Raw genomic sequence first — 13,457 nt, 5'->3', positions numbered from 1 at the left:
CCAGTGGGTTACTTCTGCGCTTCGGCCAGTGCCTGCCCACGTTGAGCCAGTCCGGCAAGCATCGCTGGCAGTGCCTCATATATTTCTTCAAATTGTTCCAGCCCTTCAGCACCGGCATCCTGTAATGTGGCGAGCGAGGTGTCCGGATCATAAAGCATACTGACAGCCAGTAAAACGCCACCGAGCAATGCACCATTTTCACTGTCTTCGGGCATCAGGTTTTCCCAGTCATCTTTAGTCAGCTGCCAACCCTGAAGAATCCCTTCGCACAAATCACGGACATTTTGATTGACGATCAATTCATCATCAGTCTCATAATTTTCAGGCCAGTGCCAGCTTCCGCTCAGCAGTGCTTCATGAGTTTGATTCCAGAGTTGTACCACGGTTTCGCAATATGACTCTAAATCAGAAGCCTGAGAAAAAGGCGCAATCTCAGCACCGCCCCACAAAAAGGAAATCCATTCTTCCGGAGCGATCAAATAAGGTGACGCTGCCAGCGCGGTAATAAATCCCCGCGTTTGGGCTTCTGTAAATAGTTGTTCAGGTTGTTCAGTCCGGGTTATCAGTTCATTTAGTGTCAATGGAATGCCTTCTCATCAAAAATCATCAAAAAACTTGTTATTCATGGTATGCGAAATTCAGGCTGCTGGCGAGTTTTTACATCATAACAAACTATATGTCACTGGTTTTACATAATAAATACTTACAGCCATAATGTTTTTAGATCTAAAGATTATTATTCTGTTTTTGTGTTAATTTATTGGTTATTTAAACTGGATTTGTTTTTAAAATATAGTAATTAATTCTTTATATTGTATGTTTTAATAGCGCCAAAATCTGGTGTTGTTTTGTTGAATGTATAGGAGAGAAAAATGAATGCACCTTTTGGTATTCGTCACGCAGCCGCGGATACTTTTGCGATGGTTGTTTTCTGTTTTATTACGGGAATGTGCATTGAGGTGTTTATTTCAGAAATGACTCTGGAGCAGTCCCTCGCGTCCAGGCTCCTTTCGATTCCGGTGAATATCGTGATTGCATTGCCATATGGTTTTTACCGCGATGCGTTTTTGCGCTTAGGCCGGCGTTTTGGCGATAATCCGTTGATCAGAAATGTTTGTGATTTGATGGCGTATGTGTCATTTCAGTCACCGGTGTATGCCGGTATTCTGTGGAGCGTCGGTGCCACGACAGAGCAAATTATTACTGCTGTCACCAGTAATATCCTGATTTCCTGTGGCTTGGGTGTCGTCTATGGTCACTTTTTAGATATTTGCCGCCGCTGGTTCCGGGTGCCGGGATACTACGCCTGAGTTTATCGTGAATATTTAATATAGCCAGGGTCTGCTGACCCTGGGGACGTCATCAGTTGACAGCACAGAAAATAAACGAATAATAGGTAGTGACTTCCAGGGTCAACAGACCCTGATGAAGAAAATGAATCTTCAGTTGATGCATTAATATTGAGAGTGATAGAAAATGGGAAAGAAAACAAAACGGACAATTGTGTCTGAATTTCCCCCCGAATATGAATCGGGCCGGGGAGACATCAAACATAATGCGCTTCATGCGCTGGTGACAAGCCCACTGTTTAAGACCAGAGTCGTCAAAGCGAAAAAAGGGAAGGGCAGTTTTCAGCGGAAGGCAAAACACCGGGGGAAAGAACCCTTTGCAAAGGCAGCATAAGTGATACTGTTTTTGGAAAGGGTTCTTTCTTTTCTGCGCAGCTTTCCTGATTTCCTGATTTTCATTCCATTGCCGTTCACGCCGTCTTTTTTCATTTCATCCAGCAAAAACCACCACTGGTCAGATCGACCAGCCAGATCATCTAAAGCGTCATAGACTGTCATCATCAATCAACTTTGATGAGAAACAGATGATGAAACATTTCAAATTTCTGCCTTCCGGGCTAACCGGGTTGTACCTGCTGCTGGCATCTGTGTCGGTGGCAGCAATGCCGGATGAGCAGCTCATCCATCAATATAACCAGATAGCGAAAGGAAATTCAGGCGATATCAGTGTGGTGATTGACAAACTCAATGATCAGATTGACCGGGATGGCGCCGATGCACTTAGCCTGATTTATCTGGGGAGCGCTCAGACCCTTGAAGCACGTGATGCCTGGCTACCCTGGAATAAAATGAAGTATGCCGAAAGAGGCATTTCAACCATTGCCAAAGGATTGGGATTACTGCCCGGTGAGCAAACACCAGCCTCAACGCAACCCGTCCGGCAAGGTTTACCGGTTTCAGTATTAGCCAGGGCGATTGCGGCTGCAACATATACATCCCTCCCGGATATGTTTAATCAGTTTGACCGTGGGTATGACCTTTACCTTCAGCTCCTGCAAAGTCCATCTTTTCAGGCTCAGCCGTTGCAGCGAAGCGGATGGATTTATCACAAAGCGGTGGAAGCCTCGATCCGCAATCATGACAAGACACAGGCAATGCAGTGGATGGCGCAGATGCAGTCGGTTCAGCCTGATGCAAAGGCCGTGAAAGAAGTCAGAGGACTCATCGAACATGCCGTTTGGCAATAAGGAGGTCTTATGCTGGCATTTTCAAATATTACCAAACAATACCAACTGGGCGAGCAGTCCGTCCATGCACTGAATGGTGTTGATGGTCAGGTCCGGAAAGGAGAAATGGTCGCTTTGTGTGGCCCGTCCGGTTCCGGAAAAAGTACTTTACTTAATATTCTCGGCATGCTGGATATGGCTTATCAGGGGCAGGTGCTGATGGATGGACAACCTTACCCGCAACACTCAAGAGAAGCCGCTGCACTGCGGCGCTCAACGCTCGGTTTTGTCTTCCAGCGCTTTAACCTGATCCCGGTGCTTACAGCGACAGAAAACGTGGCCTATCCGCTGATGCTGAACGGATTTGATACGAAGACACAACAGGACAAAGCCCGGCAGATGTTGCAAAAGGTCGGACTGGAAGATTTTTATGATCACCGGCCTGATCGTCTGTCTGGCGGACAGCAGCAACGGGTGGCGATTGCCAGAGCCCTGATTCATCAGCCGCAGCTGGTGATTGCTGATGAACCAACTGCGAGTCTCGACAGTCAGACCGCTCATCTGGTCATTCAACTGATGAAAGCGCTGGGCCATGAAATGGGTACCACGTTTGTGATTGCGACTCACGACCCGAGAATGGCGGGGCAGTGTGACCGGAGTATCAATTTGATCGATGGGTGTATTTCACAGGAGGAAATCAGATGGGCAGGCTAATTTCAGATGAAGTCAGGAAAGCATGGCTGAACCTTCACCGGAACGGACGCCGTTCCACGCTTTCGGTGATGATTATTTCGATTGCGGTATTTGCGCTGTGCAGTACCGGTGGTTTTGGTTTGTACACCTATCAGTCCTTAAAAGAACAGACGGCAAGAAGCACCGGACATATTACTTTAAGCCAGCCGGGATATTTCGAAATGGATGAAGAGTTGCCGCTGGATAACGGGCTGACTGATTATCAGCAACTGGTGAAGTATTTCATTTCAGCTCCGGAGATTCGCAGTATTCTGCCGCGGATTGAGCTCAACGGGCTGGTTTCGAACGGTAATAAATCAACCATATTTATGGGGATCGGCGTGGACTCACAGGAATTTGATATGAAAGGGCCGTTTCTTGATGTCGTTGAGGGCAAAACACTGTCTGATCCCAACTCGCCGCGCTTTAAACCCGGAGAGCCAGAAGTCATGCTGGGGAAAGATCTGGCTAAGAACCTCAAAGTCTCTGTGGGTGACTGGATCACGTTGCTCAGTACCACAACCGATGGCGCATTAAATGCGATTGATTTCAAAGTACACGGTATCTACTCAACCGGCATTCCTGAGCTGGATAAACGGCAGCTCTATCTTCATCTCGGTGCGGCTCAGGATTTACTGGTTACGCATAAAGTCAGCACCCTGTCTGTTTATCTGTTTGATACCGATCAGACCACGGCGGTACAACATCGGATCGACCAGCGCCTGAGCAAGTTGAAATTAGTACAGCCGGTCGTGACGACACCGTGGCAGGCGAGGGCGTTTTTCTATGCGAAAGTGAAAAATCTCTATAACCGGATATTTGCCATTATGGGTGGCGTGATGGCGCTGGTGGTCTTTGTCGCACTGTTTAACACCATGACCATGGCTGTAACTGAAAGAACCCGTGAAATCGGAACACTGGCAGCACTGGGCGCTTATCCGGGAGAAATTATTCGCGGCTTCCTCAAAGAAGCCGGGCTGATGTCGGTGCTTGGATGCCTGATCGGCGGTGCATTTTCCGGGCTGATATCCGCCATCCTGATGGTGGCTGATATTCAGATGCCGCCCGCACCGGGCCGGACTGAAAGTTATCCGCTCTATATCTACTTTTCGCCGGCTCTGTTTGGCACGGTGGCACTCATGATTATTGTGATCTGCCTGATCGCGGCCTGGCTTTCCGCCCGCAAAGGCGTTAATAAACCCATTACGGAGGCTCTGATTCATGTATAAGTTATTGATATTAATGCTGAGCAGTTTGCTTTCCTGTCAGGCACTGGCAGCAACCACAGATCAAATGCTCAGACACGCAGACAATTATCGTCTGCAGGAAGGTTCCGCCAGGGTGATGACGGTGGTCCGTCTGTATAAAAATCAGGTGCTGGATAAAACCCATCTTTACGAAGTGTACGCAAGGCCGGATCGCCAGTCGCTGGTGCTGTTTAAATCCAGAACCGAAGCCGGACAAAAACTCCTGATGCTGGGAGACAACTACTGGCTGCTGATGCCTAAAAGCCGCCGTCCGATCCGGATCACGCCGATGCAAAAACTGCTGGGAGAAGCATCTGTCGGTGATATCTCTTCCCTGCGCTGGCGGGATGATTATCAAGCGACCCTGACCGGTCCGGCAACCCTGACACTCAATGGCCGCTCAGTGAAAGCCAATCAGCTGGCACTGGTGTCAAAAACCAAAGGTGCCAGCTACGCACGGATTACTTTATGGCTGGATCAGGCAAATGATTTTCCGCTCAAAGCCGATCTGTATTTACGTTCCGGGAAGCTGGCCAAACAGGCATTCTTCAGCAGTAAGGGGACGGCGGAAGCCGATGACCAACAGCCACTCATGGTGAAAACCATGACCCTGCTCGACAAGATTCAGCCGGCAAAGAAAACCGTGATCGAATATCAGGACAGAACACCGTATCAGCTGGCGGATAAATATTACAATCCGGCCTATCTGATCCGGCAGGCAAAGGTTGATTTGTGATGAAAACAGCATTGTGTGTGATATCCCTTCTCTGTGCGCTTAGCAGCGGTGCAGTTGCCGGGCCGCAGGCTGACTGGAGCTGGCAGCTAAGCGGTCACTCAGAACAGTTGCGTCCGCAAAGCCTGACGGGGGAAGCACAGCATAGTGAGGTCCGGGCGCTCGATGTCCGCCTGGATGCCTCCCTGCACTGGAACAGCCTGACCGGGCTGGTGGCATTTCGCAGTGACAATGTGTTTTCCAGTGACGACAGTAAAGCAGACCATGACCTGATTGTTCAGGAACTGTTCTGGCAGTCTGATGCGGAAGTGGCCGGGATACCACTGGATTTCAGTCTCGGGAAAATGCGTCTCGACTGGGGTGTCGGCTATGGCTACCGGCCATTAAATATACTGAAGTCCTACCAGCGAAACCCGGTGGGCATTCAGGTTGAAGAAGGTGCTGGCGTGGCGATGGCCTCTTATTTTGACGGGACCGGCGAATGGGCTTTGATTGCCTCAGATGCTTCATGGGCACGGGAAACTGAGGATGAGTATGAAAAAAATACCCGGCAAAAAGGCTTTGGTTTGCGTCGTTACGCATTGCTGGGAGATACTGAGCTTCAGGCGGTGGCCTATTATGATCAGATTCGTCGCGGGCTGCTTGGCGCATCGGCAGTGACAGTACTCAATGAGGCGTGGGAAGTTCATGGCTCACTGTTGGCACAACACCGGTACAAAGCCTATCAGCAACATGGCCTGTACGCGCCGGTGACATTGGAAACCGCCCGTCATGCATACCAGTTATTGGCCGGAATCAACTGGGCAAATACCGCCGGGGTGAATATTATCGGAGAATACTGGTATGACAGCCGCAGCTGGAATCACCATCAGTGGCATCAGGCGTTATCCCGCTCCCGGCACCTGAGGCAGAACCCGGCCACCTCGTTACTGGCGCGATCGTATGCCAGCGGCCTCAATCACGCGAATATCGCTGAACACAATTTGATGTTGCATATGAGTCTGGATTCCGGAGCGTGGAGTCAGTGGCAGTGGAGCCAGCGATATCTGTGGCTTGGTAATTTTGAACCAACTTTTGATGTATTAATTTCTCCGTCTGACGGCGGTGTGATTGCCACGCAGTGGCTGGATTACACACTCTGTGATTCCGGAGAAGCCAGTTTTAAGCTGGAGCTGGCAGGGCGCTTTTATACCGGTAAATCTGGCTCTGTCTATGCCAGCCTGCCGGATAAGCAGGTTATTTTGCTCAATCTGAAGGGGAATTTCTGATGAGTATCCAAACACGCCGCCACTCATTTGACCGCAGTATGCTGATGAGCACCGCTTACTGCCTGTGTGTGGCTTTGATTTTCCAGGTGTTCCGGGTGATGTTTCATCCTGATTATAATTTTCTAAAGACAATCCCCCACGATTTGCTGGTCAGTCTTGGTTATGGGTACGGTGCGGTTTGTAGTGCGCATCTCATGATCAGGCTGAAACCCTCGCTCACATTTAATCAGGTCAATGTACTGGCCCTTGCCTGCGGCGTGTTGGTGGGAAGCCTGAACAAGCTTCTCTGGTCGGATGATTCCAACTTCAACTTTCTCATGGTTGTGCTGCTGGGATTTATTTTCTCATCGATCTGTTTTCTCATTTTTTACATGCATGAGTTAAAACAGAACGCGCAGCATGAGCTTGAAATAGCCAGACGGCAACAGTCGGAACAGGAAAAAGCGCTGATTCTCAGTCAGCTGAAACAGCTGCAAAGCCAGATAGAGCCTCATTTTCTGTTTAACACACTGGCGAACCTGAGTGTGTTGATTGATAAAGATCCGGCGATGGCAAAAATATTGCTGGAAAAGCTGACCGATTTGCTCCGGGCGACACTGAAAAAAAATCGCGGCGATCTGGTGACACTGGAAGATGAGCTCAGCCTGATCGATGCTTATCTTGGTATTCAGCAGGTTCGGCTGGGGGAGCGGCTGAATTATGAGATTCATTGTGAATCCTGCCCGCAATCTCTGCTTTTACCGCCGATGCTGATTCAGCCGCTGGCAGAAAATGCAATCAAACACGGGATCGAACCTCAGTCCCGGCCGGGCAAAATTGAGGTTGATATCGCAACCGCGGAAGAGTCGCTGCGGATTCGGGTGAAAGATAATGGCCGCGGCCTTGAGATGCAGGCTGAGACTGGATTCAAACCAGATACCGGTATCGGGCTGGAAAATATTCGCCAGCGGTTGCAGGCGTTGTATGATGGACAGGCCCGGCTGACGATCCGGGAAAACGAAACCGGCGGCGTGAGTGCAGAAATTACCTTACCTTTAGCCGGTCTGACTCAGGGAGTATGAGCTGAATGAATAATCCGATGTGTGCGGTAATCGCCGATGATGAACCGTTACTCCGTTATCATCTGAACAAGATGCTGGCCGAAGTCTGGCCGGAACTGGAGATCGTCGCCAGCTGCGAGAACGGCGTGCAGGCGCTCGCACAAATCCGGCAACTGCAACCGGATATCGTGTTTCTTGATATCAGAATGCCGGAAATGGATGGGATGGCGCTGGCAAAACAGCTACAAAAGTCCGGATTCGCGCCGGATAAAATGCCGGTCATCGTGTTTATCACGGCTTATGATGAATACGCGGTACAGGCATTTGAAGCCAATGCGATTGATTATCTGCTCAAACCCCTGAATGAAGATCGTCTGGTGCAGTGCGTGAAGAAGGTTCAGCAACATTTTCACAGTGGCAACCCGCCGGAGAATATCCAGACGATTATTGAGCAGCTTCAGCAACTGTCTGCGCCACCCGGCTCAGGATATCTGAAATGGATCCGGGTACAAAAAGGGCAGGAGATTTTTTTGATTGCCACGGCTGATGTCCTTTACTTTAAGGCTGAAGATAAATATGTGTCCTTGTATAAACAGGGAACAGAGCCGGTGGCGGAAGAGTTTCTGTTGCGGATTCCGCTCAAAGAGTTGTTACTTCAGCTTGACCCGGAGCAATTCTGGCAGATTCACCGTTCTACGGTGATTAATGTCGCCGCCATTGAAAAGATAAAGCGCGATCTTTCCGGTAAAATCTCCGTAATTATCGGCGGGCAGAAGCTGCCGGTCAGCCGGGCAATGCAGGGGAAGTTCTTACATAATTTCTGAATAGCAGGGTCTGGTGACCCTGCTGTGCGCCAGCATGTCAGATCCGGTGCTGCAGTCTGACATGTGTATTTTATCTGATGGTGTCTCAGAAATATCCCATGAATTTTTTCAACATATCCTGCCAGCTGTTGTTATCGCTGTCAGCGCCGTTTTGGTAGGCATAAGACTGCCCGTTGCCATTTGCCGCTTGGTTACTGTCAGAATTACTGTTTGAGCTTTGTTGCCCGTAGCTGTAAGAGTAAGAATATGACTGGCCGTTGCCGGATGTGTGGTTATTCGAATCAGCCCCGAATGCTGTGGCGGAAGCCAGACATAAGACCGCAGTAAGTCCGAGAGGCATGATATGAGTCTTTTTCATTTTAACTTTCCTTCAATAATACGACTGTAGGGAGATACCAAACGGTATCAACCTGTATTTATCATTGTTGCTTTGCCGTTGATGCCTCATGACATGTGAATGAATTCCAGCATGGGCCAACGGTGAGGCCATACTACAGTGGCAATTGTCAACACAATGTCATCAGGAAGGTAAAATGATATATTTTTATATTAACTGAGCTGATTTATATCAGCCCGGACAAGGCAGGACATGGGGTTTCAGTGACCCGGCTAAAATAGATTTGATATTTTTTGATATTTCAATCAATAGTGGGATTGCAGGCGGATTGCAGAAAAAGTGTACATCGCTATTGCCTGATATGCGGCGTGTTTTACTTCTCAGTTTTTTCGATATTCGGTGAAGCAGAGAAGCAAAGGGAAAACGGGTTGAATATTCTAAATCCGTAAGCAGAACGTTCCGGATAACGAAGCTGGCGATTATCCTGAAAAACACCGGCGGCACACTGCTTATTAATTATCCGATTTATCTCTGTGGCAGTTAATTTATGACCATTTAACGCTAAAACGTCAATTTTTCTGGTTTTTATCCTTGACCTGACCGTGAAGAATCATTAAATTACCGCCTCGTTAGCCCGCAATGGCTGACCACAATCAGATTTGGTGAGTTGTCCGAGTGGCTGAAGGAGCACGCCTGGAAAGTGTGTATACGGCAACGTATCGAGAGTTCGAATCTCTCACTCACCGCCACATTCAAGGCCGCAGACGTTCGTTTGCGGCCTTTTTCTTTGTTTTAATTATTTAAAATCAATCACTTAACGTTCGTTTTCGTCCGTTAATGTTCGCCTGCTTACTCAGATTTGATGTATGCAAATATGTATGCTTTGATACTGGACGAATATCCAGCATACATTCTGTGGCGGTTAATTCTCAGAAATCAGCATACTTTTAAACGATTCTTGTATGCCTGAATTCTTCTCTTATTGATTGAAATTATGTGCTTTTTTTTAAATGCATACATCAAAAAAGAGGAGCAGGATTAGCGCCCGCAAAGCATATATTTCAGGTGTAATATGGCAAAATTAAGTGCAAAAGAAGTACTGAATGCAAAACCTCGTGATAAAGCTTACCGGCTCGGAGATGGCGGCGGGCTTTATCTTTATATCCGACGCTCCGGAGCAAAATCATGGGAGTGTCGTTACACGAAACCATCAACCGGTAAAACAACATTCACCGGGATTGGTTCTTTTCCCGATGTGTCTTTAGCTGATGCAAGAAAAAGGGCTACTGAAATCAGGCTTCAGGTCGCTGATGGTATTGACCCTCAGCTCTTAAAAGCGGAACAAAAAGCGAAAGTGATTAGCGAACAGAAGAGCACTTTCAAGACCGTCGCAGAGTTATGGATGGAATCAAAAGTCCATCGTTTGAAGCCTAAAACCATAGAAGGCAACTGGCGTAAACTGGAATTGTATGTATTTCCTCAAATCGGTCAAATACCGATTGCCAGGCTGACGGCACCTATGGCAATTGAAGCATTGAAACCCATTGAGAAAAAAGGACAGCTGGAAACAGTCAAGCGCACTGTGCAATTGATGAACGAAGTGATGACTTATGGTGTGAATGCCGGACTGATTCATCACAATCCACTGAGTGGGATCAGAGAGGTTTTCCGGAAGCCACTGGTCAAACATATGCTTGCACTGGAACCGAATGAGCTACCGGAGCTGATTCAGACGGTTGCTGGCGCAAATATGGCCATGACCACCCGATGTTTAATTGAATGGCAGCTTCATACCATGACCCGGCCAAATGAAGCCGCCGGAGCGCGCTGGTGTGAAATTGATACAGAGCGAAATGTCTGGGTGATTCCGGAATCCCGGATGAAAATGAAACGGGCGCATGAAGTTCCTTTGACACCTCAGATGCTGGCAATACTTGATGTGATCAGGCCGGTGAGTGGTCACCGGGATTATCTGTTCCCGTCTATCCGTGACCCGAAAAAGCCCACAGATGCAGAAAGTATCAACAAAGCATTAAGCAGGATTGGTTTTAAGGGCAGAACCACAGCTCATGGACTGCGTGCTCTTGCATCCACCACGTTGAATGAGCAGGGATTTGATGCTGACATCATTGAAGCTGCGTTGGCACATACTGATAAAAATCAGATTCGCAGTGCCTATAACCGGACAACCTATTTAGAGCGCAGAAAAACTTTAATGTGCTGGTGGAGTGAACATATTGAAAAAAATGCGTATGGCTCAATGTCTGTCACTGGATTCATCAATCTGCGGGCGGTGAACAACCGCTAAAAACCGCCAGCGTTCTTTGTTGTTCACTCAGATTTGATTTTTCAAAAAAACAGGGTCACAATCTTCCCATCGTGCGGTTATAGCGCCCGGAGAAGCCATCTGATTTCAGATGGCTTTTTTTGTGGATAGAAAACCCCCAGCTAGGCTGGGGGTTCCGTAAAGCTTACAGCTATAAGTCAGTTATAAAACCCCTTTCAATTTGTTAGAAATATCTTGTGGTCTGGCAACTACAAGAGTTAAACAAAAATTGAAAGGGGGTCCCAATGGGGGACGAAAAAAGCTTAGCGCACACTCGATGGAATTGTAAATATCACATAGTATTCGCCCCGAAATATAGAAGGCAGGTGTTCTATGGTGAAAAACGCAGAGCAGTTGGTGAAATACTGCGAAAATTATGTGAATGGAAAAATGTGAACATTGTTGAGGCAGAATGCTGTGTAGATCATGTCCACATGCTTTTGGAAATACCACCAAAGATGAGCGTTTCAGGATTTATGGGGTATCTAAAAGGAAAAAGTAGCTTGATGTTATATGAGCAATTTGGAGATTTGAAGTTCAAATATCGTAATCGTGAATTTTGGTGTCGAGGTTATTATGTGGATACGGTAGGTAAAAATACCGGCAAGATCCAAAATTACATCCAACACCAGTTAGAACAGGATAAATTGGGAGAGCAGCTGTCGATCCCATATTCAGGTAGCCCGTTTACGGGCCGTAAGTAATAGTAATATGCAAATGTCAGATCACTATGCGCCTGCTAGGGCGCTGCTGGTAGGAGAGCCTTATAGGCGCATATGAAAAACCTCCGGCTATGCCGGAGGATTCTTTTTTATGCGTGAAATTCGTACAAAGCGACCACCAGCCCAGACTTTTCGGAGTTTGGGCTTTTTTGTACCTGAAATCGGGAGACAGCAATGATCAATCAAATAAAAATACTCAGATTAAAAGAAGTGATGGCGATGTGCGGCATTAAGAAAACAGCGATTTATTCCTATATGGAGCAGGGATATTTTCCGAAGTCAGTGCCTTTAGGCGGCCGGGCAGTCGGTTGGGTGGAAAGTGAAGTGATTGACTGGATCAATGCCCGCATACAGGAGCGTGATGAACAGAACGCAGCATAGGCTCCTGCAACAAACGCCAGTCAGTGGCGTTATCACGATTCATTCCCCAACTTAATGCAAATGATAAATGTGTTATGCCCGGAGAACCGGGCAGATGGAATGATGTTGTTTCATTTAAATCCGGAAGAAAATAGCATGACAAACAGAAGAAAGCGCAGAAACCAGGGACGATTTGCAGGTATTCCCTTAAGTGTGATGGAAAGTGATCTGTATGTACAACTGAATAATCTGGCGAAGATTTTACTCTATGAACTTTGCGGCCAGTACAATGGCGGGAATAATGGTTATCTGAGCCTGACCAGAAATCAACTCAAAGAGCGGGGTATCAATTCTCCTGAGGCGACCAAAAAAGCCATTGAAAACCTGATCAGCGCGGGTTTCATTACCCGGACAAGGCAGGGCGGCGCTGCTAAAGGTAAAGCGATATGTTCCTTGTATGCTATCAACTGGCAGCCGATTGATGAGAAACGCGATAAACCGCTTGAAAATTACTTTACCTTCAAAGGGGCATTTGGGCTCTGGTTCAAAGAGCGCTCCAATAAAATACCGATGCTGAAACGCTGACAAAACACAGCAGTTCCAACTGAGAATTTTTTCTTTAACAACGTCCTGACCCGTTTATTTTATCGTTTTGGCTGTACTGATTTGGTACATGAACAGGCGGTTTACAGTACTTATAAAGTACATGGTGCCCATATTCCGGGTACTTATCTGGTACATGGTGTTTTCACGGTAAAATTCATTCATCCGTTATATGGCATGGCTTGAGGTGCGAATTGCCAGAAATTGAGCGGAGAACTTTTCATGTACTTATTTGGTACATCTTTATATGAAGCCATAGATAAGGGATATTTTTTAAATAATAAGGTTTCAATATAACCTGAAGCTCAGGGATTGGATTCGTACAGGTACAGTAATCCTGATTATGGATGGCATCTTTTAAAAAGACCCAGAATGTAAAACGGAACGGAACACGGAAATATTTCTGCTTAATTCACTGATATTACTTGATATACGTATTCAATAACACAATACAGAGTGCGCAAAAAACTGCGCACTTTTAGTCAGAATCAATATTCGTCAATTGACACTTAACTCTGGCAATATTACTCTGTTTGTTCACCGGCAAAATCCGGTGACGGGATTAGGAACCCCGTTTCTTCGCTCGGCGTATAAACGCCAGCTTTATGCTGGTTTTTTTATATGCAGATTTAGCACATCTTAATGCCACGCTATTGTCTATTTTGGGGACAATAACATTCTAATTATGATGGGCTGGACAGGGGCGCTTCGGCGCGCCGTTTCCGAGTGAGCGGTAGTTCCTAACCTTGT

Annotated in this window: 16 protein-coding genes and 1 tRNA gene; 14 read left to right on the top strand and 3 right to left on the bottom strand. The window is 47.2% G+C overall.

What is annotated here, in order from left to right:
* Positions 1–8: 8 nt before the first annotated feature.
* Positions 9–581, bottom strand: coding sequence for a UPF0149 family protein (locus OC443_RS11480; RefSeq protein ID WP_073586336.1), 573 nt, complete (start codon positions 579–581; stop codon positions 9–11).
* 291 nt (positions 582–872) lie between these two features.
* Here OC443_RS11480 and OC443_RS11475 point away from each other — a divergent pair, with 291 nt between their 5' ends.
* Positions 873–1,310, top strand: coding sequence for an L-alanine exporter AlaE (locus tag OC443_RS11475; RefSeq protein WP_073586335.1), 438 nt, complete (start codon positions 873–875; stop codon positions 1,308–1,310).
* A 166-nt stretch (positions 1,311–1,476) separates the two neighbouring features.
* Positions 1,477–1,683 carry an alternative ribosome-rescue factor A gene (locus OC443_RS11470; RefSeq protein ID WP_073586334.1) on the top strand — a complete coding sequence of 69 codons (207 nt, stop codon included), beginning with the start codon at positions 1,477–1,479 and terminating at the stop codon, positions 1,681–1,683.
* On the opposite strand, the gene OC443_RS11465 is transcribed toward OC443_RS11470, so the two are convergent.
* Positions 1,632–1,850, bottom strand: coding sequence for a hypothetical protein (locus OC443_RS11465; RefSeq protein WP_200796990.1), 219 nt, complete (start codon positions 1,848–1,850; stop codon positions 1,632–1,634). The genes OC443_RS11470 and OC443_RS11465 overlap by 52 nt on opposite strands.
* A gap of 23 nt (positions 1,851–1,873) precedes the next feature.
* Here OC443_RS11465 and OC443_RS11460 point away from each other — a divergent pair, with 23 nt between their 5' ends.
* Genes OC443_RS11460 through OC443_RS11430 form a run of 7 tightly spaced genes read left to right on the top strand, consistent with a single transcriptional unit; the run spans position 1,874 to position 8,359 of the window.
* Positions 1,874–2,536: a hypothetical protein gene (locus OC443_RS11460; protein ID WP_200796989.1), complete on the top strand. Its 663-nt coding sequence runs from the start codon at positions 1,874–1,876 to the stop codon at positions 2,534–2,536.
* A 9-nt stretch (positions 2,537–2,545) separates the two neighbouring features.
* A complete protein-coding gene (locus tag OC443_RS11455) occupies positions 2,546–3,229 on the top strand; it encodes an ABC transporter ATP-binding protein (RefSeq protein ID WP_073586332.1) in 684 nt (227 codons plus the stop codon).
* Entirely contained in the window at positions 3,217–4,476 is a 1,260-nt protein-coding gene (locus OC443_RS11450) for an ABC transporter permease (RefSeq protein WP_073586331.1), read from the top strand. Before OC443_RS11455 ends, OC443_RS11450 begins: the two co-directional genes overlap by 13 nt.
* A gap of 13 nt (positions 4,477–4,489) precedes the next feature.
* Positions 4,490–5,230, top strand: coding sequence for an outer membrane lipoprotein-sorting protein (locus OC443_RS11445; protein ID WP_234976465.1), 741 nt, complete (start codon positions 4,490–4,492; stop codon positions 5,228–5,230).
* Positions 5,230–6,495 carry a hypothetical protein gene (locus OC443_RS11440; RefSeq protein ID WP_073586329.1) on the top strand — a complete coding sequence of 422 codons (1,266 nt, stop codon included), beginning with the start codon at positions 5,230–5,232 and terminating at the stop codon, positions 6,493–6,495. Before OC443_RS11445 ends, OC443_RS11440 begins: the two co-directional genes overlap by 1 nt.
* The gene (locus tag OC443_RS11435; protein ID WP_073586328.1) at positions 6,495–7,556 is read left to right on the top strand and encodes a sensor histidine kinase; all 1,062 of its coding nucleotides are present in this window, start codon (positions 6,495–6,497) and stop codon (positions 7,554–7,556) included. Before OC443_RS11440 ends, OC443_RS11435 begins: the two co-directional genes overlap by 1 nt.
* Positions 7,557–7,561: 5 nt before the next feature.
* Positions 7,562–8,359 carry a LytR/AlgR family response regulator transcription factor gene (locus OC443_RS11430; RefSeq protein ID WP_073586327.1) on the top strand — a complete coding sequence of 266 codons (798 nt, stop codon included), beginning with the start codon at positions 7,562–7,564 and terminating at the stop codon, positions 8,357–8,359.
* Between the two features lie 85 nt (positions 8,360–8,444).
* On the opposite strand, the gene OC443_RS11425 is transcribed toward OC443_RS11430, so the two are convergent.
* Positions 8,445–8,717 (bottom strand): hypothetical protein, encoded by a 273-nt coding sequence (locus OC443_RS11425; RefSeq protein ID WP_073586326.1) that lies wholly within the window; start codon positions 8,715–8,717, stop codon positions 8,445–8,447.
* 640 nt (positions 8,718–9,357) lie between these two features.
* Between OC443_RS11425 and OC443_RS11420 the strand changes: the two genes are divergently transcribed.
* The 5 genes from OC443_RS11420 to OC443_RS11400 all read left to right on the top strand — a co-directional run bounded on the left by OC443_RS11420 (position 9,358) and on the right by OC443_RS11400 (position 12,689).
* Positions 9,358–9,445 (top strand) — tRNA-Ser (locus OC443_RS11420).
* Between the two features lie 323 nt (positions 9,446–9,768).
* Complete coding sequence (locus OC443_RS11415) at positions 9,769–11,004, top strand: tyrosine-type recombinase/integrase (RefSeq protein WP_073586325.1); 1,236 nt, start codon at positions 9,769–9,771, stop codon at positions 11,002–11,004.
* Positions 11,005–11,267: 263 nt separating this feature from the next.
* Entirely contained in the window at positions 11,268–11,726 is a 459-nt protein-coding gene (gene tnpA, locus OC443_RS11410) for an IS200/IS605 family transposase (protein WP_262021637.1), read from the top strand.
* A gap of 204 nt (positions 11,727–11,930) precedes the next feature.
* Positions 11,931–12,125: a helix-turn-helix transcriptional regulator gene (locus tag OC443_RS11405; protein WP_073586514.1), complete on the top strand. Its 195-nt coding sequence runs from the start codon at positions 11,931–11,933 to the stop codon at positions 12,123–12,125.
* A gap of 135 nt (positions 12,126–12,260) precedes the next feature.
* Positions 12,261–12,689 (top strand): hypothetical protein, encoded by a 429-nt coding sequence (locus OC443_RS11400; protein WP_143169464.1) that lies wholly within the window; start codon positions 12,261–12,263, stop codon positions 12,687–12,689.
* The last annotated feature ends 768 nt before the right edge of the window (positions 12,690–13,457 follow it).

This window comes from Vibrio quintilis (assembly GCF_024529975.1).
In the GTDB taxonomy this organism is placed as follows: Bacteria; Pseudomonadota; Gammaproteobacteria; order Enterobacterales; family Vibrionaceae; genus Vibrio; species Vibrio quintilis.
The sequence above is the reverse complement of the archived record's forward strand: the minus strand, read 5'-3'. Positions and strand labels throughout refer to the sequence as shown.